Origin of the sequence: Arthrobacter sp. FW305-BF8, assembly GCF_021789315.1 — a bacterium.
GTDB lineage: Bacteria > Actinomycetota > Actinomycetes > Actinomycetales > Micrococcaceae > Arthrobacter.
Map to the genome: position 1 here is coordinate 1 of NZ_CP084561.1, position 20,794 is coordinate 20,794.

Annotated in this window: 19 protein-coding genes and 2 tRNA genes; 17 read left to right on the forward strand and 4 right to left on the reverse strand. The window is 64.3% G+C overall.

Annotated elements, in window-relative coordinates; all coding sequences use genetic code 11:
- The 12 genes from dnaA to LFT45_RS00060 all read left to right on the forward strand — a co-directional run bounded on the left by dnaA (position 1) and on the right by LFT45_RS00060 (position 13,269).
- Positions 1 to 1,422 (forward strand): chromosomal replication initiator protein DnaA, encoded by a 1,422-nt coding sequence (dnaA, locus tag LFT45_RS00005; protein WP_236805936.1) that lies wholly within the window; start codon positions 1 to 3, stop codon positions 1,420 to 1,422.
- A gap of 537 nt (positions 1,423 to 1,959) precedes the next feature.
- The gene (gene dnaN, locus LFT45_RS00010) at positions 1,960 to 3,084 is read left to right on the forward strand and encodes a DNA polymerase III subunit beta (RefSeq protein ID WP_236805937.1); all 1,125 of its coding nucleotides are present in this window, start codon (positions 1,960 to 1,962) and stop codon (positions 3,082 to 3,084) included.
- Between the two features lie 107 nt (positions 3,085 to 3,191).
- Positions 3,192 to 4,076, forward strand: a complete 885-nt coding sequence (gene gnd, locus LFT45_RS00015; RefSeq protein WP_236805938.1) for a phosphogluconate dehydrogenase (NAD(+)-dependent, decarboxylating) — start codon at positions 3,192 to 3,194, stop codon at positions 4,074 to 4,076.
- Complete coding sequence (gene recF, locus LFT45_RS00020) at positions 4,076 to 5,278, forward strand: DNA replication/repair protein RecF (RefSeq protein WP_102972594.1); 1,203 nt, start codon at positions 4,076 to 4,078, stop codon at positions 5,276 to 5,278. The genes gnd and recF overlap by 1 nt, the downstream gene beginning before the upstream one ends.
- Complete coding sequence (locus tag LFT45_RS00025) at positions 5,265 to 5,825, forward strand: DUF721 domain-containing protein (RefSeq protein WP_236805939.1); 561 nt, start codon at positions 5,265 to 5,267, stop codon at positions 5,823 to 5,825. Before recF ends, LFT45_RS00025 begins: the two co-directional genes overlap by 14 nt.
- A 361-nt stretch (positions 5,826 to 6,186) precedes the next feature.
- Positions 6,187 to 8,277 carry a DNA topoisomerase (ATP-hydrolyzing) subunit B gene (gene gyrB / locus LFT45_RS00030; RefSeq protein ID WP_272912731.1) on the forward strand — a complete coding sequence of 697 codons (2,091 nt, stop codon included), beginning with the start codon at positions 6,187 to 6,189 and terminating at the stop codon, positions 8,275 to 8,277.
- A gap of 58 nt (positions 8,278 to 8,335) precedes the next feature.
- On the forward strand, positions 8,336 to 11,071 hold the full coding sequence (gene gyrA, locus LFT45_RS00035) for a DNA gyrase subunit A (RefSeq protein WP_236805940.1): 2,736 nt from the start codon (positions 8,336 to 8,338) through the stop codon (positions 11,069 to 11,071).
- Positions 11,068 to 11,715, forward strand: a complete 648-nt coding sequence (locus tag LFT45_RS00040; protein ID WP_236805941.1) for a DUF3566 domain-containing protein — start codon at positions 11,068 to 11,070, stop codon at positions 11,713 to 11,715. Before gyrA ends, LFT45_RS00040 begins: the two co-directional genes overlap by 4 nt.
- 99 nt (positions 11,716 to 11,814) lie before the next feature.
- A tRNA-Ile gene (locus tag LFT45_RS00045) sits at positions 11,815 to 11,888 on the forward strand.
- Positions 11,889 to 11,958: 70 nt separating this feature from the next.
- On the forward strand, positions 11,959 to 12,078 hold the full coding sequence (locus tag LFT45_RS00050; protein ID WP_223256960.1) for a DLW-39 family protein: 120 nt from the start codon (positions 11,959 to 11,961) through the stop codon (positions 12,076 to 12,078).
- A gap of 71 nt (positions 12,079 to 12,149) precedes the next feature.
- Positions 12,150 to 12,225 (forward strand) — tRNA-Ala (locus LFT45_RS00055).
- Positions 12,226 to 12,342: 117 nt separating this feature from the next.
- Complete coding sequence (locus tag LFT45_RS00060; RefSeq protein ID WP_236805942.1) at positions 12,343 to 13,269, forward strand: DMT family transporter; 927 nt, start codon at positions 12,343 to 12,345, stop codon at positions 13,267 to 13,269.
- 22 nt (positions 13,270 to 13,291) lie between these two features.
- On the opposite strand, the gene LFT45_RS00065 is transcribed toward LFT45_RS00060, so the two are convergent.
- The gene (locus LFT45_RS00065; protein ID WP_236805943.1) at positions 13,292 to 14,161 is read right to left on the reverse strand and encodes a glycosyltransferase; all 870 of its coding nucleotides are present in this window, start codon (positions 14,159 to 14,161) and stop codon (positions 13,292 to 13,294) included.
- A gap of 142 nt (positions 14,162 to 14,303) precedes the next feature.
- Complete coding sequence (locus tag LFT45_RS00070) at positions 14,304 to 15,296, reverse strand: hypothetical protein (RefSeq protein WP_236805944.1); 993 nt, start codon at positions 15,294 to 15,296, stop codon at positions 14,304 to 14,306.
- A gap of 156 nt (positions 15,297 to 15,452) precedes the next feature.
- Here LFT45_RS00070 and LFT45_RS00075 point away from each other — a divergent pair, with 156 nt between their 5' ends.
- The 3 genes from LFT45_RS00075 (at position 15,453) to LFT45_RS00085 (ending at position 17,941) form a co-directional block, all read left to right on the forward strand.
- Entirely contained in the window at positions 15,453 to 15,998 is a 546-nt protein-coding gene (locus LFT45_RS00075; protein ID WP_102972601.1) for a peptidylprolyl isomerase, read from the forward strand.
- 4 nt (positions 15,999 to 16,002) lie between these two features.
- The gene (locus LFT45_RS00080) at positions 16,003 to 16,884 is read left to right on the forward strand and encodes a rhomboid family intramembrane serine protease (RefSeq protein ID WP_236805945.1); all 882 of its coding nucleotides are present in this window, start codon (positions 16,003 to 16,005) and stop codon (positions 16,882 to 16,884) included.
- A 589-nt stretch (positions 16,885 to 17,473) separates the two neighbouring features.
- Positions 17,474 to 17,941 (forward strand): carboxymuconolactone decarboxylase family protein, encoded by a 468-nt coding sequence (locus tag LFT45_RS00085; RefSeq protein ID WP_236805946.1) that lies wholly within the window; start codon positions 17,474 to 17,476, stop codon positions 17,939 to 17,941.
- 208 nt (positions 17,942 to 18,149) lie between these two features.
- Here LFT45_RS00085 and LFT45_RS00090 read toward each other — a convergent pair whose 3' ends face one another.
- Both LFT45_RS00090 and LFT45_RS00095 read right to left on the reverse strand, forming a co-directional pair.
- A complete protein-coding gene (locus LFT45_RS00090) occupies positions 18,150 to 18,746 on the reverse strand; it encodes a DNA-3-methyladenine glycosylase I (RefSeq protein WP_236805947.1) in 597 nt (198 codons plus the stop codon).
- A gap of 10 nt (positions 18,747 to 18,756) precedes the next feature.
- On the reverse strand, positions 18,757 to 19,008 hold the full coding sequence (locus tag LFT45_RS00095; protein WP_102972605.1) for a cell division protein CrgA: 252 nt from the start codon (positions 19,006 to 19,008) through the stop codon (positions 18,757 to 18,759).
- A gap of 172 nt (positions 19,009 to 19,180) precedes the next feature.
- On the opposite strand from LFT45_RS00095, the gene LFT45_RS00100 reads away from it, so the two are divergent.
- Both LFT45_RS00100 and LFT45_RS00105 read left to right on the forward strand, forming a co-directional pair.
- Positions 19,181 to 19,981, forward strand: coding sequence for a class E sortase (locus tag LFT45_RS00100; protein ID WP_236805948.1), 801 nt, complete (start codon positions 19,181 to 19,183; stop codon positions 19,979 to 19,981).
- Positions 19,982 to 20,150: 169 nt separating this feature from the next.
- A complete protein-coding gene (locus LFT45_RS00105) occupies positions 20,151 to 20,792 on the forward strand; it encodes an aminodeoxychorismate/anthranilate synthase component II (RefSeq protein ID WP_236805949.1) in 642 nt (213 codons plus the stop codon).
- Positions 20,793 to 20,794: the final 2 nt, after the last annotated feature.

Below are 20,794 nucleotides of genomic sequence, written 5' to 3' on the forward strand. Positions count from 1 at the left end.
ATGACAGTAGACGAAGCCAACCACGCCAACACTGTCGGAAGTTCCTGGCGGCGCGTGGTGAATCTTCTCGAACAGGACGACCGCGTCTCGCCGCGGCAACGCGGCTTTGTCATCCTCGCCCAGGCGCAGGGCCTCATCGGTTCCACCCTTCTCGTTGCCGTGCCCAACGAACTGACCAGGGAAGTGCTCCAGACCCAGGTCAAGGACGCGCTGGATGACGCGCTCCGGAACGTGTTCTCGGACGACATCCGCTGCGCTATCGACGTGGACACCGATCTGGTGCCCATCCACGAAGAGCCGGAACCCGCCGTCGAGCTTTCCCTCGCGAACGATCCGTCCGTCGAACAGAAGCCGCAGCCCATGCTGCCGAGCACCTCGCACGAGTTTGGCCGGCTCAACCCCAAGTACGTTTTCGACACCTTCGTGATCGGTTCCTCCAACAGGTTTGCCCACGCTGCAGCCGTCGCAGTGGCGGAAGCCCCGGCGAAGGCATACAACCCACTGTTCATCTACGGCGATTCAGGCCTGGGCAAGACCCACCTGCTGCACGCCATCGGCCACTACGCCCGGCGCCTCTACAGTGGCATCCGCGTCCGGTACGTCAACTCCGAGGAATTCACCAACGACTTCATCAACTCGATCCGTGACGATGAGGGCGCCAGCTTCAAGACGACATACCGCAACGTCGACGTCCTGCTGATCGACGACATCCAGTTCCTGGCCGGCAAGGACCGGACGCTGGAGGAGTTCTTCCACACGTTCAACTCGCTGCACAACAACAACAAGCAGGTGGTCATCACCTCGGACCAGCCTCCCAAGCTGCTGGCAGGCTTCGAGGACCGGATGAAGTCCCGCTTCGAGTGGGGCTTGCTGACGGACATCCAGCCGCCCGAACTGGAAACCCGCATCGCCATCCTCCGGAAAAAGGCGCTCAGCGAAGGCCTCTCCGCCCCGGACGACGCCCTGGAATACATCGCTTCGAAGATCGCGAGCAACATCCGCGAACTCGAAGGCGCCCTCATCCGGGTGACGGCGTTCGCCAGCCTCAACCGCCAGCCGGTGGACGTGGCCCTCGCGGAAATGGTGCTCAAGGACCTCATCACCGACGACGGCGCCCAGGAAATCACGTCGGGCCAGATCCTGCAGCAGACGGCTGAGTACTTCAAGCTCAGCATGGAGGAGCTTTGCAGCAAGTCGCGGACCCGGACGCTTGTGACCGCCCGCCAGATCGCCATGTACCTGTGCCGGGAGCTGACTGACATGTCGCTGCCCAAGATCGGCCAGGAGCTCGGCGGCCGCGACCACACCACCGTGATCCACGCCGACCGCAAGATCCGTGAGCTCATGGCCGAGCGGCGTGTGATTTACAACCAGGTCACCGAGCTCACCAACCGGATCAAACAGCAGCAGCGCGACTCCTGATCCGCGGTTCTTAACCTTATTAACAGGTGCGTGTGGATAACCCTGTGGACAGTTAAGGGGACAACCGCGGTTAATGGGCTAAAACCCTTAAGGCGTCTGTGGATCACCGCACCAGGCCAAAAACGTTGTCCCCATCCACACCCTGTTTAAAACGTGCCGAACCCACAGTCCATGAACAGGGCTTAACCCCGGATCCGAGCCGTGAAACCGGGTTATCCACAGTTTCCACAGCAGTTATTAACACTACTAATCCCAAAAAATTGAAATCCCTCAAATAACAATCTCGTTCCCTGACCTCCACCGCACCGGCCAAAGCATCGGCAATTGGCCGCCGGCAGAGCCGGCATCACTGGCGGGGATGGGGAAATCCCTGTTGTTCCGGCTAAGCTGTCTGCAGCGCTCCCATCCCTGGGTTTGTTTGCGGTCGGCCATGCGCGGACCATGCAGGTTCCGGGACTTCGGGGGCACCGGTCTTGTGGGCTCCTTGCGAGTTCCCGTTCAGAAAATGGCAGCAGCAATGAAAGGCGGCACCCTTCCGTGAAGTTCAGAGTCGAACGGGACGTCCTGGCAGAAGCCGTCACATGGACAGCCCGGTCGTTGTCTCCGCGGCCGCCAGTACCCGTGCTCTCCGGCCTCCTGCTCAAGGCCGAATCCGGGACCGTCAGCCTGTCCAGCTTCGATTACGAGACCTCAGCCCGGCTTGAGATTCCTGCCGACGTCAGGGACGAAGGCACCATCCTGGTTTCCGGCCGCCTGCTCGCGGACATCTGCCGCAGCCTTCCGTCGGCGCCCGTGGACATCGAAACCGACGGCAACAAGGTCACCCTCACCTGCCGCCGAAGCAGTTTCCACCTGGCCACCATGCCTGAGGCGGAATACCCGCCCCTGCCTGCGCTGCCCACCATCACCGGTACTGTCGCCGGCGACGCCTTCGCGCAGGCCGTGTCGCAAGTGATCATCGCCGCCAGCAAAGACGACACCCTTCCCATCCTCACCGGCGTCCGCATGGAGATCGAGGATGACCTCATCACCCTCCTGGCCACGGACCGCTACCGGCTCGCCATGCGCGAAGTACCGTGGAAGCCCGTCACTCCGGGCATCTCCACCAGCGCCCTGGTCAAAGCCAAGACGCTGAACGAGGTTGCCAAGACGTTGGGCGGCAGCGGCGACATCAACCTGGCCATCACCGAGGACGACAGCCGGCTCATCGGCTTCGAAAGCGGAGGCCGCACCACCACGTCACTGCTGGTCGACGGCGACTACCCCAAGATTCGCTCGCTGTTCCCGGATTCCACGCCGATTCACGCCACCGTGCAGACCCAGGAACTAGTGGAGGCCGTCCGCCGAGTCTCACTCGTTGCCGAACGCAACACCCCGGTCCGGCTCGCGTTCACACAGGGCCAGCTCCACCTCGACGCCGGCACCGGCGAGGACGCGCAGGCCTCCGAAGAGCTTGAGGCACAGCTGTCCGGCGAAGACATCACCGTGGCCTTCAACCCGCATTACCTCGTTGAAGGCCTCAGCGTGATTGAAACCAAGTTCGTGCGCTTCTCGTTCACCACTGCGCCGAAGCCCGCCATGATCACCGCTCAGAACGACATCGACGGTGAAGACCAGGACGACTACCGCTACCTCGTGATGCCGGTGCGCCTGCCCAACTGATCCCCACCGCCCCCTCGCCTCGCAAGCTCGGCCAGGGAACCCTGGCGGCGTGGGCCCACGCAGTTGAGCTACCCACCCTCCTACTAGCGCAGAAAAGAGTTCTCACGATGCATATCGGACTGATCGGCCTTGGAAAAATGGGTTTCAACATGCGCGAACGGCTGCGCAAGGGCGGGATCGATGTCACTGGCTTCGACCGCAACCCCGAGGTCACCGATGTCGCCTCCACCGACGAGCTCATCGCCGCACTACCTGCGCCACGCCTGATCTGGGTCATGGTTCCTGCCGGTGAAATCACCGATGCTGTCGTCACGGAGCTCGGTGCGAAGCTGCAGCCCGGCGATATGGTGATCGACGGCGGCAACTCCCGCTTCACCGAGGACCAGAAGCACGCCGCGGCCCTGGCCGAAAAGGGCATCCGCTTCGCAGACTGCGGTGTCTCCGGCGGCGTCTGGGGACTGCAAAACGGCTACGGCCTCATGGCCGGCGGCGACGCCGAGGACATCGAACGTGCCCTCCCCGTCTTCGATGCGCTCCGCCCGGAAGGTGACCGCGCCGACAGCTTCGTCCATGTGGGCGGCGTCGGCGCAGGCCATTACGCGAAAATGGTGCACAACGGCATCGAGTACGGCCTGATGCAGGCCTACGCCGAAGGCTACGAACTCCTCGCCGCCAAGGAAATCGTCACGGACCTTCCCGGAACGTTCCGCGCCTGGCAGAAGGGAACCGTCGTCCGGTCCTGGCTACTCGACCTCATGGTGAAGGCCCTGGACGAGGATCCGGGTCTGGCCTCGATCGATGACTACGTCGAAGACTCCGGTGAGGGCCGCTGGACGGTGGAAGAGGCCATTGCCAATGCGGTTCCGGCTCCGGCCATTACCGCCGCGCTGTTCGCCCGCTTCGCTTCCCGCGAGGACAATTCGCCAGCCATGAAGATGGTGTCCGCACTGCGCCACCAGTTCGGCGGGCATGCCACCCGTCCAGCCAAGTAGTGTACCTAGAACACCTGTCCCTGACCGACTTCCGCAGCTACGCGCAGGTGGATCTCCGGTTTGACCCGGGCGTCACGGTCCTGGTCGGCTCCAACGGCATCGGCAAGACCAACCTGATGGAGGCCATCGGCTACCTGGCCACCTTGAGTTCGCACCGGGTCAGCGCCGACGGGCCCCTGCTGCGCTTCGGAACCGACCGTGCCCTGATCAGGGCGAAGCTGGTCCGCGGCGAACAGTCCACCATCCTGGAGCTCGAAATCAACGGCGGCCGGGCCAACCGCGGACGCATCAACCGCAGCAACCCGGTCCGTGCGCGCGACCTGCTGGGCATCTGCCACACCGTACTGTTCGCCCCGGAGGACCTGGCGCTCGTCAAGGGCGATCCGTCGAACCGGCGCCGGTTCCTGGACGAGCTCCTGGTCAGCCTGATTCCGCGGCACGCTGCCACCCGCAGCGACTATGACCGGGTACTCAAACAGCGGAACGCACTGCTGAAGTCGGCACGGGCCGGCAAGTTCACGGCTGGCCACGAAGCCACCCTCGATGTCTGGGACCAGCACATGGCACGCGCCGGGGCTGAGCTGCTGCACGCCAGGCTGGAACTCGTCGAGCGACTCCGGCCGCACCTCAACAATGCCTACGCCCAGCTCACCGATGGCTCGAAGGCCGCCGATGCGGTCTATCGCTCAACGCTGCAAAACATGATGGACGACGACGGCGAGCCGGCCAGCGCTTCGACGGCACCATCCGGGCCGGGAAACCCGGCCGAGGATCTGCGTCTGCTGTCCGTGGATGAGCTTGCCGAACGCTACGTGCAGGCCTTCGCAGCATCCCGCCGCAAGGAACGCGAACGGGGAATCTCCCTCGTGGGTCCGCACCGGGACGAGCTGGAACTCGTGCTGGGCCAGGCCCCGGCCAAGGGTTACGCGTCGCACGGTGAAACATGGTCCATGTGCCTGTCCCTCCGGTTGGCCTCCTACTACGTCATGCTCGACGACGCCCGCACCGGAGGCTCCGCACCGATCCTCATCCTCGACGACGTTTTCGCCGAACTGGATGTCCAGCGGCGGCGTAAACTGGCCGCAATAGTTGCCGGCGCCGAGCAGGTGCTGGTCACCGCCGCGGTGGACGCCGATATTCCGGACGAGCTGTCGGGCCGGCGGGTGAAGGTAATCCCGGGAGGAATCGATGAACAGGGATAAGGACGGCGGCCTGCAGCCGGGCCGCGATCCCGATGAAATCGATGCCGCCCAGGCGGCGCTGAACAGAATGCGTGAGGCAGCGGCAGCCCGCGGCGAGATCCGCCGGAAGGCGCCGCCGCGGGCCGGCGCCAGTCAAAAACCGCGATCGGGTTCCGGGGGAACGCGGGGCTTCAGCCAGTTCCACTCCACCGGACGCGATCCCTTGGGACTGGGAAAAGTCGTGGGGCGGTTGGTCGCCGAACGCGGCTGGACCTCCCCGGTGGCCGTGGGCTCGGTCATGGCTGAGTGGCCGGCGCTCGTGGGCCCGGAAATCTCTGCCCACTGCACCCCGGAGAGCTTCACCGATACCACCCTCCATGTCAGGTGTGACTCCACGGCGTGGGCGACGCAGCTCCGGCTGCTCAGCATGAGCCTGCTTGAAAAGTTCCGCTCCGAACTCGGTGACGGCGTGGTCACGAGCATCCAGGTACTGGGCCCGGCGGCACCGAGCTGGCGCAAGGGCGGGCGTACCGTCAACGGCCGCGGCCCCCGGGACACTTACGGATAAGAGCGAAACCGGAAACGGCGTGCAGGGCGCTCAAACCGCCGTCGGCCGTATAGGAGCCCAAAACGTGGTCTGCTGGAGCCTTGCAGGCGGAGTCAATGGCCAGCGAGAGGCACATCGGGCCGCGTCCGCGCCCCGCCAATGCAGGAAACAGCCGCGTTTCACGATAGAATTCCCCTAGATAACTGGGCGCGGGTGAAACGTTGACTGAGTCCGTTTTCCCGCGCTTTTTTCATGAGCGGGAGCGGTTCCGCAGGTTGACCAAGTAGCTGGCGCTACAGTGACGTGCCTTTTGGCGGCCGCCCTTGCTTCGGCGGACGGCGGAGGCCGGCCATCAACGAACATAGAGGAGTCGAAAGCGCCTGTGGCTAACGACAATGCAGACATCGAGGCAGTGGAGCCCGTGACGGAGGATGCCCCAACCGCTGGCAACCCGGCTGAGACTGCCACGCCGCGGGAATACGGCGCCAGCGACATCACGGTTCTTGAGGGCCTCGAGGCCGTACGCAAACGGCCGGGCATGTACATCGGCTCCACCGGTCTGCGCGGCCTGCACCACCTGGTGTACGAAGTGGTGGACAACTCGGTGGATGAGGCCCTCGCGGGTTACTGCACGCACATCGAGATTGTTCTGCAGGCGGACGGCGGCGTCAAAGTAACCGACGATGGCCGCGGCATCCCGGTGGACATCCATCCGACCGAGGGCAAGCCCACCGTCGAGGTGGTCATGACCATCCTGCACGCCGGCGGAAAGTTCGGCGGCGGCGGATACGCCGTTTCCGGTGGCCTGCATGGTGTGGGCATCTCCGTGGTCAACGCCCTCTCCTCCCGCGTGAACACCGAGGTCCGCCGCCAGGGCCACGTCTGGCGGATGGCCTTTGCCGACGGTGGCAAGCCCCAGGGCGCCCTGGTCCAGGGTGAGGAGACCAGCGAGACCGGAACCAGTCAAACCTTCTACCCGGATGCGAGCATTTTCGAATCCGTGGAATTCGACTTCGAAACGCTGCGCGCCCGGTTCCAGCAGATGGCTTTCCTTAACAAGGGATTGCGCATCACGCTCACCGACGAGCGCCAGGCGGCAGCCGGCACGGACGAAGCCGGCGACCTGGACCTGGACGGCGTCCTCACCGAGGGCGAGGTCCTGGCCGAGCACCGCACGGTGGTTTACCAGTACAACGACGGTCTCCTTGACTACGTCAAGCACCTCAACTCCAGCAAAAAGGTGGATGTGGTCCACGAGGACGTCATCGCCTTCGAGACCGAGGACGTGGAGCGGCACATCGCCGTCGAAATGGCCATGCAGTGGACCACCGCGTACTCCGAAAGCGTGCACACGTACGCCAACACCATCAACACGCATGAGGGTGGTACCCACGAAGAAGGGTTCCGCGCTGCCATGACGTCACTTATCAACCGCTACGCGCGCGATAAGAGCATCATCAAGGAAAAAGAAGAGAACCTCACGGGCGACGACATCCGCGAAGGCCTGACGGCCGTCATCTCCGTGAAGCTGTCCGAGCCGCAGTTCGAGGGCCAGACCAAGACCAAGCTGGGCAACTCCGAAGTCAAGGGCTTCGTCCAGCGCGTGGTCACCGATCAGCTCGGGGACTGGCTGGAACGCAACCCCGGGCCCGCGCGTGACGTGATCCGCAAGGCCATATCCGCCGCGCAGGCCCGCATGGCCGCGCGCAAGGCCCGTGACAATGCGCGCCGGAAGAGCCCGCTGGAGTCGTTCGGCATGCCGGGCAAGCTCTCCGACTGCTCCTCGAAGGATCCCTCGAAGTGCGAGGTCTACCTGGTGGAGGGCGACTCGGCAGGCGGTTCGGCCAAACGCGGGCGCAACCCCGAAACGCAGGCCATCCTTCCGCTGCGCGGCAAAATCCTGAACGTGGAGCGGGCACGCCTGGACAAGGCGCTGGGCAACAACGAGGTCCAGTCCATGATTACCGCGTTCGGCACGGGCATCGGCGAGGACTTCGACCTGAGCAAGCTGCGGTACCACAAGATCGTGCTGATGGCTGATGCCGACGTTGACGGCCAGCACATCACCACGCTGCTGATGACCCTGCTGTTCCGCTACATGCGCCCGCTGATCGAGAACGGTTACGTCTACCTCGCGCAGCCGCCGCTGTACCGGATCAAGTGGTCCAACGCTCCGCACGACTACGTCTACAGCGACCGTGAGCGTGACGCCGTTCTGGTTTCCGGCCAGGCCGCAGGGCGCCGCATTCCCAAGGAAAACGGCATCCAGCGCTACAAGGGTCTGGGCGAGATGGACTACACCGAACTCTGGGACACCACCATGGACCCGGACCGGCGCACCCTGCTGCAGGTCACCATGGAGGACGCAGCCGCCGCAGACCAGATTTTCGCCGTGCTGATGGGTGAGGATGTCGAGTCCCGCAGAAACTTCATCCAGCAGAACGCCAAGGACGTCAGGTTCCTCGATATCTAGCGGTTTCCGCGCCTGATATTCCAGAACAGACATATACCTGAAACGGAAAACACAGACTATGAGTGACGAAACACCCGAGGTCCCGGCCGAGTCTCCGGACGACACGGAGCCGGTTCTGGAGGGCGACGTGCTGGTCGACCGCGTGGAGCAGGTCGACCTGCAGACAGAGATGCAGCGGTCCTACCTCGACTACGCGATGGCCGTCATCGTCGGCCGAGCGCTGCCGGACGTACGCGACGGGCTGAAGCCCGTCCACCGCCGCGTGCTGTACGCGATGTTCGACGGCGGGTACCGCCCGGACCGTGCGTTCAACAAGTGCGCCCGTGTGGTGGGCGAGGTCATGGGCCAGTACCACCCGCACGGCGACACGGCGATTTATGATGCCCTGGTGCGCCTGATCCAGGACTGGACCATGCGCTATCCGCTCGCGCTGGGCCAGGGAAACTTCGGCTCACCCGGCAACGACGGTGCCGCGGCTCCGCGGTACACCGAAACCAAGATGGCGCCGCTCGCCATGGAGATGGTCCGTGACATCGACGAGGAGACCGTCGACTTCCAGGACAACTACGACGGCAAGAACCAGGAACCCACCATCCTCCCGGCGCGGTTCCCCAACCTGCTGGTCAACGGGTCCTCGGGCATCGCCGTCGGCATGGCCACCAACATCCCGCCGCACAACCTCCGCGAGGTGGCGGACGGCGTTCAGTGGTACCTGGCCAACCCGACCGCCAGCCGCGAGGAGCTCCTCGAGGAACTGCTGAAGCGCATTAAGGGACCCGATTTCCCTACGGGTGCCACCATCCTGGGCCACAAGGGCATCGAGGACGCCTACCGGACCGGCCGCGGCTCCATCACCATGCGCGCTGTGGTCAACGTGGAGGAACTGCAGGGGCGGACCTGCCTCGTGGTCACCGAGTTGCCCTACCAGGCCAACCCGGACAACCTGGCCATCAAGATCGCCGAGCTGGTCAAGGACGGAAAAGTCCAGGGCATCGCCGACCTCCGCGATGAGACCTCCGGCCGCACCGGGCAGCGCCTGGTCATCGTCCTGAAGCGTGACGCCGTCGCCAAGGTGGTGCTGAACAACCTCTACAAGCACACCCAGCTGCAGGAAAACTTCGGCGCGAACATGCTGGCGATCGTGGACGGCGTGCCGCGCACTCTCAGCCTCGATGCCTTCATCAGGCACTGGGTCACCCACCAGTTGGATGTCATCGCCCGGCGCACGCGCTACCGCTTGCGCAAGGCCGAGGAAGAAGCGCACATCCTGCGTGCCCTCCTCAAGGCATTGGACATGCTGGACGAGGTCATTGCGCTGATCCGCGCCTCGAGCACTACGGAGGCAGCCCGCGATGGCCTGATGCAGCTGCTGGAAATCGACGAGATCCAGGCCCGCGCCATCCTCGACATGCAGCTCCGCCGCCTGGCTGCCCTGGAACGCCAGAAGATCCAGGACCGCCACGCCGAGCTCGAGGCAATGATCGCCGAGTACAACGCGATCCTCGCCTCGGAGGAGCGCCAGCGCTCGATCATCAGCGAGGAACTCGCCGAGATCGTGGCCAAGCACGGGGACGACCGCCGCACCCAGATCCTGATGGGCTACGACGGTGACATGTCCATGGAAGACCTCATTCCCGAAGAAGAAGTGGTGGTCACCATCACCCGCGGCGGCTACGTCAAGCGCACACGGAGCGACAACTACCGTTCGCAGCAGCGCGGCGGCAAGGGCATCAAGGGCGCCCAGCTGCGCGGCGATGATGTGGTGGAACACTTCTTCGTCACCACCACCCACCACTGGCTGCTCTTCTTCACCAACTTTGGCCGCGTATACCGGGCCAAGGCCTACGAACTGGCCGAGGGCGGCCGCGACACCAAGGGCCAGCACGTGGCAAACCTGCTGGCCTTCCAGCCGGACGAGCACATTGCCCAGGTGCTGGACCTGAAGGACTACCAGCACGCGCCGTACCTGGTGCTGGCCACCAAGCGCGGCCTGGTCAAGAAGACCCGGCTGGAGGACTACGACACCAACCGGTCCGCAGGCGTCATCGCCATCAACCTCCGGGAGGAGGACGAACTGGTCTCTGCGCAGCTGGTCTCCGAGACGGACGATCTCATGCTGGTCTCGCGGAAGGGCCAGTCGATCCGCTTCACGGCCACCGATGACGCACTCCGGCCCATGGGACGTGCCACGTCCGGCGTGACAGGCATGAAGTTCCGGGAGGACGACGAACTGCTCGCCATGAACGTGGTGGCCGAGGGCTCCTACGTTTTTGTGGTGACTGAAGGCGGCTATGCCAAGCGCACCGCCGTCGAGGAATACCGGTTGCAGGGCCGCGGCGGCCTTGGCATCAAGGTAGCCAAGCTTGCGGAGGAACGCGGCGACCTTGTGGGAGCCCTTGTGGTCCAGGAGGAAGACGAAGTCCTCGTGGTCATGGGCGGCGGCAAGGTAGTCCGCTCATCAGTGGCCGGCGTCCCCGCCAAGGGGCGCGACACGATGGGCGTCATCTTCGCGAAGCCGGACAAGAACGACCGCATCATCGAGGTGGCCCGCAACACCGAACGCGGCCTCGAAGAGGAAGTTGAAGCCAGTGCAGAGCGTGAATCCGAGGCCGACCACACCGATGAACCGAGTGCGTCAGAAATCTTGGCTATCGCTGCTGATGACGTAACGTTGGCTGAAGATGCCGGACCAGACGAGGAAGCCGCAGAGGCGCCTTCAGGACTGGCCGATGAAGCAGAAGGAACGTCCGGCGATGCTGAGGCGAACGAAGACAACACCGGAGGTAACGAGTGAGCAATTCCGACTCATATCCCAAGCCGAGCAGTAATGGTCCCGGCGGGATGCGTCAGCCGGCGTCCGCTCCCCGGGTGAATGCCCCGGTGCGTCCCCAGCAGAGCCCGGCCACGCCGTCAGGCCCTCCGGGCCAGCGTCCTGCAGGTGCGGCGCAGCGCCCGGCGCCCGCAGGACAGGGCCAGCGGCCGGCCGCGCCGGCACAGCGCCCGGCAGCCCCCGGACAGCGCCCCCAGGGCGCGCCGGGTGCACAGGGGCTGGTCAAGCCTGCTCCGAAGGCCAAGGCGCGCCGCGCACGGCTTCTGGTCAGCAAGGTTGACCCCTGGTCTGTGCTGAAGATGGCTTTCCTGCTGTCTGTCGCGCTTGGCATCGTCACGGTGGTGGCCGCCATCGTCCTGTGGACAGTGCTGGACCTGACCGGCATTTTCGACCAGGTGGACAGCCTGCTGGGAACGCTCGCCGGTTCTGAGAGCGGCGGCTTCGAACTGAAGAAGGTCGCATCGCTTGGCCAGGTGGCATCCTTCGCGACCATTATTGCCGTCGTGAACGTGGTCCTGCTGACCGCCCTGTCCATGTTGTCGGCCGTGTTGTACAACATCTCGGCGACGCTTGTCGGCGGCATCGGCGTGACCCTCACCGACGACTAAAAACCCTGCATTTCCGCGGAAAAACTCCGGTGGAATGCCTCGATTTGAGATCGGGCCGGGATGTGCTGTAGAGTCATGTCTCGGCCCGATGAGGCATCGGGGCGTATAGCTCAGGCGGTTAGAGCGCTTCGCTGATAACGAAGAGGTCCCAGGTTCAAGTCCTGGTACGCCCACGGAACCCGCACAGGTTCAAGACGAGGTTTAGGCCGGATTCCACAGGAATCAAGCCGGAACGGGGTGCATGTGAAGAAGTTGCTGGTCATTGCAGCTGCAGTCGCAGGCGCCCTCCTCTACAAGAAAAAGGTGCAGGAATCCGAAGCCCGGAAAACAGTCTGGAGCGAATCAACCGACAAGGTTGAATAGCCTGGATCCCGGTGCGGAAGCTGGTAAGCCAGGCTCCGGAACTAGGGTATGATGGACGGGTTGCTTCTTATGGGGGCATGGCGCAATTGGTAGCGCACCTGCTTTGCAAGCAGGGGGTTCGGGGTTCGAGTCCCCGTGCCTCCACCATAAGGAAGGTCCCGGTCGGAAACGGCCGGGGCCTTTTTCTTTGCCTTGGTTTCGACGGGCTCAACCAGCGGGGCCGGTTTCGACAGGCTCAACCAGCGGGCGCACTACTGTGGAAGCGTGAATCTCTTCCTTGCAGCCTTGGGTGTCCTGGGCGTGGCCTCGTCAGGACCGCTCATTGCCGCAACACTCGGTGCCACCACAGTCACGGCCCTCGCCATCGCCTTCTGGCGCAACGCCATCGCGGCAGCCGTCATGGCCACCCCTACGCTGGTCCGGGAACCGCGCCAGTTTGGCCGCATCGGGCGCTATGAGTTGCGCTGGTCGCTCGTCGCGGCGGTGGCCCTGGCCCTCCACTTCGCCTGCTTCATCACGTCCCTGCAGCTGACCTCCGTGGCCGCCGCTACCGCCCTGGTTTGCCTGCAGTCCGCCTGGATCGCCATCATTCAGCTCTTCCGCGGCGTGCGGCACCGCTGGCAGGTCCTGGTGGGCCTGGGCATTGCCTTCGGCGGCGTCGTGGCCATCACCGGTTTCGACATGGGAACCTCCCCGGACGCCTTGCTGGGCGATCTCCTGGCCATGGCCGGCGGGCTCCTCGCGGGAATCTACACGCTGGCCGGAGGCCGGGCCCGCCAGAGCATGACGACCGGAACGTACACGGCCCTCTGCTACGGCATGTGTGCTGCTCTGGTCGCGGTGCTGGCGATCTTCACCAACCAGCCCCTGTCCGGGTTCGACGCCGGCGGCTGGCTCGGGATTCTGGCCATCACCGTGTGCGCCCAGCTCGTGGGACATACGGCATTCAACCACCTGCTGGCCACCATGAGCCCTCTGCTGGTGTCCATGATCATCCTGCTGGAAATACCGGGAGCGGCCCTGCTGGCTGCCGCGTTCCTGAACGAAACGCTGCCGGCGGGCACCTACGCCGGGCTGGCGCTCATTCTCGTGGGCCTCGCCGTCGTGGTGGCCGGACAAAGGAATGCTGGCAAGGCCGGGCGGAGCAAGCCGCCGGAGGAACGCCCGCTGGCGGAGCTGGGGGCTGACTGACGACGCCCGGCCCCCGCCGGCGTTACTGACCGCCGCGGCGGATTGGCTGGCTGGCGTTGACGGTGTGGATGGCGCGCAGGAGCTTGGCGGGGAAATACACGGAGAAGAACACCACCATGGGCGCCTTGAGGGCCATCTTCTTCACGTTGTGGGCCTTGTAGGTGCGGTCGAAGCGCGTCACGTAATAGCGGTAGTCCCGGGGTGAGTCCTCGAGCCGGCGGGCCGACATCCCGGAGACCATCTGTGGCCAGTACTGGACCTTGAGGTCGTGGTCAGCGAGATGCAGGGACAGGTCGATGTCCTCGTGCATCTCGTCCTTTTCGTCCCGGCAGCATTCGCTGCGGATTGTTTCCCAGGCGGACCGGCGGAGTGCCATGTTGGATCCGAACAGGAAGTGGTACTGGTGCTTGGCCAGCTTCAGCATCAGCTGGCGCATCTTGTCATCCGCTTTGAGGCCGAAACGCCGCATCGGCATGTCGTAGTAGACGACGGGGCCGGTGGCAGCTGAGGTGGAAAGGTCCTCGAAGGCCTTCTGTACCTGCTCCACCCAGTCCGGTTCCACCACTGAATCGGCGTCGATCCGGCCCAGGATGTCCCCGGTGGCGTGGTCGAGGCCAAAGTTGCGGGTGGGAATGAGTCCTTGCTCCCGATCCTGGCGGAGGAGGATGATGGGGCTTTCCGGATACTCCTGCTGCATTTGCGTGACGATCGACGCTGTGCGGTCCTTGGACATGTTGTCCACCACGATGATCTCGTGCGCCGGAACCGACTGGTACACCGCCGCGATGAGGCACTGCCGGATGACACCTTCCTCGTTGTAGGCCGGGATAACAATGGATACGCGCGGCTCAGTGTCAGTCAAGGCATCCTCTGCGGATCTATCGGGTGACATCACCTCAAACTTAGCACCGATGCTTTCCATTCCGGCGGCACCGTGCCTGTCAGGCGGAGCGGTGCGGATACGCCCGCGCAGACGACAGGAGGGGCCCCGCGGCTGCGGAACCCCTCCTGTTAATGCCCTTGCGGGCAAGTGGCTAAGACTTCTTGTCTGCACCGTTCTCGATGTCGGATGCGATGTTCTTCACCGCGGTCTTGGCATCAGTGGCAACTTCACCGGCGTCGGAGTCAGCGTCCTCGGCAACGTGCTTCGCCTTGTCAGCAGAAGTGTCGGCTTCGTCCTCGGCGGCCAGTGCAAAGGCAGCATCGAGCGGTGTATCGGCGGCCGCGGAGGCAGAGCTGCCAGCCGGGGTAGCCGGAACCGGCGCCGGCGTCTCGGCAGCCGATCCAACACCGGTGGCTGACGCCGCGGGGGTGGTGACCTCCGAGGCTGACGGTGCAGGCGTCACGGGTGCGGGGGTCTTCCAGGGGTCCTCGACCGGCTTGGAAGCCTTCCACGCCGCAACCCCGGCTGCCACGGCAGCGGCTATTACACCGACAATCAGGAGGCCGCGCTTCTTCGGCTTCTCCGGCTCCACCACCAGCGCCTTGCCGGTCACCGCCCGGCCGGCCTCGGACGCGGCCGACTTCAGGTGCCCGCCAGCCAGATTCGCCTGTTCCTGGATGGTGTGGATGATGCCGACGTCGCCGAGTCGCTGGGCCACAGCGTCGATCCGTGCCGGCGTGCCCTCAAGGGTCCGGTGGACGGCCTCGGATGCGGTTCCGATCTGGTCGGAGAATCGGGGAAGGTATTCCACCACCACGCGGTCGCGGGCCTGGGTGATGACGGGCGTTGCCCGGTCCAGGGCCTCGTGCATGCGCGGTGTGGCACCCTCCACGACGTCGTGGATCTTGGGTGCAAGCTGTGCCAGGCCGTCCTGAATGCGGGGCGTCACGGTTGCAACTCCGCCGGCAAGGTTATGGGCCGCCACCTTGAGCCCCTCCTGGATTTTGGGGGAAGCGGTATCAATGCCTTGCTGCAGGCGGGGAACTGCCCAGTCCACTGCTGCTTCCACGCGGTCTTTTGCGTTCTCGACTGCAGAACTGACCGACAACTCCAGTTCGCGGGCAATACGATCCGATTTCTTCACAACTACCTCCCGATTAATGTGACGGTTCTGTTGTTAGCCTACGTGCACGAATAGCCGGGCTGCTATCGTTCCGGCGGATTCACGGTGGATTTCACCCAGCGCGGAACTGTCTTTTCCGCCCGCGTCCGCGTTGACCCGCCGTGAAAGAATGGCCCTATGACTGCCTCAGCAACTGCAAAAGCAACCATCCACACCAGCCTCGGCGACATCGTCGTGAACCTCTTCGGCAACCATGCGCCCAAGACTGTTAAGAACTTCGTCGGACTGGCCACCGGCGAACAGGCCTGGACCCACCCGGAGACCGGCGAGGACAAGACCGGCACGCCGCTCTACGACGGCACCATCTTCCACCGCATCATCAAGGACTTTATGATCCAGGCCGGCGACCCCCTGGGCCGCGGCACCGGCGGACCGGGCTACCGTTTCGACGACGAGATCCACCCCGAGCTGAGCTTCAGCGCACCCTACAAGCTGGCCATGGCCAACGCCGGCATCCAGATGGGCAAGGGAACCAACGGTTCACAGTTCTTCATCACCACCATCCCCACCGACTGGCTGCAGGGCAAGCACAGCATCTTCGGCGAAGTTGCCGATGAGGAATCCAAGAAGGTTGTGGACGCCATTGAAGGTGTCCGCACAGGCATGGGCGACCGCCCGGTTGAAGATGTGACCATCAACAGCATCGATATCGAGCAGCTCTAGCCCCATGAGCTACGGAACTCCGGCGGCGGAGCCGTCAGCGCAGGCACCGGTGTGCCCCCGGCACCCGGACCGGCCCTCGTATGTCAGCTGCCAGCGTTGCGGGCGGCCGGCATGCCCCGAGTGCCAGCGCGCGGCCGCCGTCGGGTTCCAATGCGTTGACTGCGTCAACGAAGCAAGGCGTACGACGCCGACAGCCCGGACCGTCTACGGCGGCGCCGTTGCCTCCGGCAAGCCTGTAGTAACGTTCGCGATCATCGCGGCGTGTGCACTCCTGTTTGTTCTGCAGTGGGTGCTTCCCGGGAATGCGGTGTTCCGGACGCTCGCTTACGCGTCGGTTTACGCAACGCCCGAGTACGGGGTGTTCCAGCCATGGCGCATGCTTACCTCCGCCTTTCTGCACTCCCAGGGCTTCCTGCTGCACATTGTCCTGAACATGTACACGCTGTGGATTTTCGGCCAGGCGCTGGAACCGCTGCTGGGACGGATCCGTTTCCTTGCTGTCTATTTGCTGTCCGCCATCGGCGGGTCGGTGGGATACCTGCTTATGACCCCAATCCTGCCCGAGGGCGGTCCCGTCGGCCTGGTTGGGGCTTCCGGTGCGATCTTTGGACTGTTTGGCGCCATGCTCGTGGTGCAGCGGCACCGCGGCGGTGAGACGAGACAGCTCTGGGTACTCATCGCCATCAACGGCGTCATCGGCTTCATGGTGCCGCAGATCGCTTGGCAGGCCCACCTCGGCGGCTTTATCACCGGCGCCCTGTGCGCAGCCGTCATTGCCTATGCCCCGCGCGGCCCGCGGCGCAACATTCTGCAGGCCGGAGGGCTTGCGCTCGTTCTGGCCCTGCTGGTCGTGGTTTCCTGGTACCGCGTGCTCGTGGTGTCCTGACAGCTTCTGAGGGCCTCCTCGTAGTGCCGCTCCCCCTAATGCCCCTGCTTTCCGAAGCGGGGGCATTTTTGTGTCCACGGGCCGCGGTTAGGACGTTCGGCGCCCGCCAGTTTTCCACAGCGGTTATCCACATTGTTAATAACTTACACAGTTGTAAGTCGCGGGCCAGCCCCCGGCATGGCGGGCGGCGGGGCCACTTCCGGCCGTTTTGCACGCTTCCGTCCACACCTGTGGATAACTTTGGTCCCCGCCCTTGTGGTTAAGTGGACAACTTTGCCCAAATCTGACCGGAGCGCGGTGCCCTGGGCATAACCAGGCATGTGGGCGCGGGTGAAGGGGATAATCAGGCGGCCTTTCAACAGGGTTATTCACATTGTTAATAACCCACGCAGGTCTCACGTAAGGGTTGGCGAGCTTCCCAACGCCCAGATTCTGGCGTTTCCGCCTCCGCTACCCACAAGTTTTCCCCACCTGTGGATAACTTGTGGGTAGCCGCCTGTTGCTAAGTGGATAACCGGCCGCTGCGCAGCGGCCCCGTGTAGTCTCTGACTCACAGGCAGCCGATGAACCCCGTCCAAGGAGCAATGACTTGACTACCCACAGCCACATCTTCCTGGACAAGCACCACCCCGCCGCGTGGCGGGCGTTGAATGGGCTCGGGCTGAAGGCCAAGGAAGCGGTACTCGAAGCCGGCCTGGACGAACATCTCATCGAACTGCTCAATGTCCGGATATCGCAGGTCAACGGCTGCGCGTATTGCCTCGACATGCACGTCGCCGATGCCGTCAAGGGCGGTGAATCCACACAGCGCCTGGCGGTCTTGCCAGCCTGGCGGGACACCGCGGTGTTTGAGGCCCACGAGCGGGCGGCGCTGGCCTTGGCCGAGAGCATCACGGTTCTCCCGGATGCCCGCACGCGCGAGCTGGAGGACGCCTACGCGCGGGAGCACCTCACCGACGAGCAATACTCGGCCGTGAGCTGGCTGGCCATCGCGATGAACGCCTTCAACCGCGTGTCCATCACCAGCCAGCATCCCGTCCGGCCTCAAAAGGGCTGAGCGCCGGGGTTTTCCACAGTCGTTTCCACAACTGTTAATAACTTGGAAAATGCAAGTTTGGCTTTCCGGGCGCGGCCAGCCGGGCATGCAGGGCCGTTTCCGGGGGCCGCAGTCGGAGAAGTTATCAACACTGTGGATATCTTTACCAACATGTGTGGACCGGTGGGGGCAGGGACTGGCTGGCCCGGAGTGTGGCGCCAGGCAGCGGTCAGGCCCAGACCCCTGATGTTCCCCTGCGGTGGCTGTCCACCAGGTGCGTGTCCACCATGCCGATGGCTTCCATCAGGGCGAACATGGTGGTTGGCCCCACGAAGGCGAAGCCCTTCTTCCGCAGCGCCTTGGAGAGGGCGATGGATTCGGGGGACGTGGTGGGCACATCGGCATAGGTGGCGGGGGCAGGGGTCGAGGTCGGCTGGAACCCCCAGACAAAGTCAACGAGGCCGCCCTCGTCCCGCAACGCTATGGTTGCCCGGGCATTGGTGATGGCGGCACGGATCTTGAGGCGGTTTCGCACGATGCCGGGGTCCTGAAGGAGGCGCTCGACGTCGGCCTCGGTAAAAGCGGCCACGGTTTCCGGATGGAAGTCGTAGAAGGCCGCACGGAAGGCGGGGCGTTTGCGCAGGATGGTGGCCCAGGACAGGCCCGCCTGGAAAGCTTCGAGGCTGATGCGCTCGTAGAGGCCCTGCTCGTCCCGGACGGGCAGGCCCCACTCGGTGTCGTAATACTCGCGCAGAAGGGGATCCGTGGAAGCCCACGGCGGACGTGCCAGGCCATCCTCGCCGATGATGATGCCTTCCGCGGTCATGGGCGTCGGTTCAGGAGCGCCAGCGGGTGGTCATCAGGAAGCCGACGATCGCGATGCCGAACCCGGCCAGGATGTTCCAGGACTCCCATGCCTGCACAGGCAGCTGGCCTTCGCTGATGTAGAAGGTGATGATCCAGAGCAGCCCGATGATCATCAGGCCGAACATGACCGGCTTGAACCAGACGGGGTTCGGCTTGTAGGCCTCGGTGGAAACGGGCTCGGCCGGGCGGGCAGTCTTCTTACGTGGCTTTGACTCGGGCACATGTCCTCCTTGGCGGCTGAAACAAGAGGAGGGACCGGGGCTTGATATCCTGCTGGAAGGGGATTACCGGCGGTCTGCACACTCTTGGTCAGGTCTGAAGTCTTACTAGCAGCCAATTCTAGCTGTAGTTCAGCCCGCGCCGGTGCCCCGCAACCGCCTTGAAGGAGATCGCGTGGTAGTGCAGGAGAAGGTGACGGCAACCGCCAAGCCGGCAACCGGCGTCGTAATCCTGCGGAAGGCCGTCCAGATCTTCGGCGAGCTGCTCATCACCGCCGGCATCGTGCTGCTCCTGTTTGTCGCGTGGCAGCTCTGGTGGACCAACGTAGAGTCCGATGCGAAGCAAACCGCCGCCGTCAAGGACTTTGCCAGGGACCTGGGTGGTCCGGTGGCGCCCGCGCCCACACCGGCTGCCACGGGCGGCGCGGCCGCCTCCGGGCCGAAGGACTATGGAGCGCCGGTGGTGGGAGAAGCCCCCGGGCACGGCGGAACCATCGGGATCATGTACATTCCCCGGTTTGGGGAGAACTACACCCGGCCCATTGTCGAGGGCACCAGCGGCGACGTCCTGGACACCCTGGGCCTCGGCCACTACGGCAACACGTCCATGCCCGGCGCCCTAGGTAACTTCGCCGTGGCAGGCCACCGGCAGACGCACGGCGCCGTGCTGGACAATATCCACACGCTGGTTCCCGGGGACAAGATTTATGTCCAGACGCGGGACGGTTACTACGTCTATGTGTTCCGCAACAACCGCATTGTTCTGCCGAGCGAAGCCGATGTCCTCCTCCCGGTGCCCAACCAGCCCGGGGTGCGTCCCACCGAAAGGCTTCTCACCATGACCAGCTGCAATCCCCGCTTCGGCTCCGAGGAACGGATCATCGCTTATTCGGTGCTGGACCGCTGGCAGCCGGCGTCGGCGGGGCCGCCCGCGGAGATCACAGCCCAGGTGGCACGCGCACGGGGGGAAGGCTAGGCATGTACGGCTGGATATTCCGTCACCTTCCGGGCCCGCTCTGGGTCCGCGTCCTCACGTCGCTGCTGCTGGCCGCCGGCGCCTTGTTCCTGATGGTGGAGTTCCTTTTCCCCTGGATGTCCCAGTTCACCCAATTCACCGACTCAACGATTGGTACGCCAAGAAACCCATGAGCACAGCAAAGATACTCGTCGTGGACAACTACGACAGCTTCGTCTACACCCTGGTGGGCTACCTCCAGGAGCTGGGCGCCGAGACAACAGTGGTCCGCAATGATGATGTGACCCTCGCCGAGGCCATCGAAATGGCAGAAACGCGCGACGGCGTGCTCATCTCGCCCGGCCCGGGCTCACCGTCCGAAGCGGGCGTCTGCATCGACCTGATCCGTTGGTGCGGGGAGAAGACGAAGCCGATGTTCGGCGTCTGCCTCGGGCACCAGGCCCTTGCGGAGGCGTACGGCGGAAGGGTGACTCATGCCCCGGAGCTCATGCACGGCAAGACCTCCCTGGTCCAGCACGACGGGGCCAGCGTGTTTGCCGGCCTGCCCTCCCCCGTGACGGCCACGCGCTACCACTCCCTGGCCGCCGTCCGGGACACGATTCCGGAGATCCTGGAGATCACGGCGGAAACCGCTAGCGGCGTCATCATGGGGCTGCAGCACCGCACCGCGCCACTGTGCGGTGTCCAGTTCCACCCCGAGTCCGTGTTAACTGAGGGCGGCTACCAGATGCTGGGCAACTGGCTCGAGTCGCTTGGCATGAAGGGTGCCGCCGGACGGGCAGCGAAGCTCAGCCCCCTCATCCAGCACTAGGA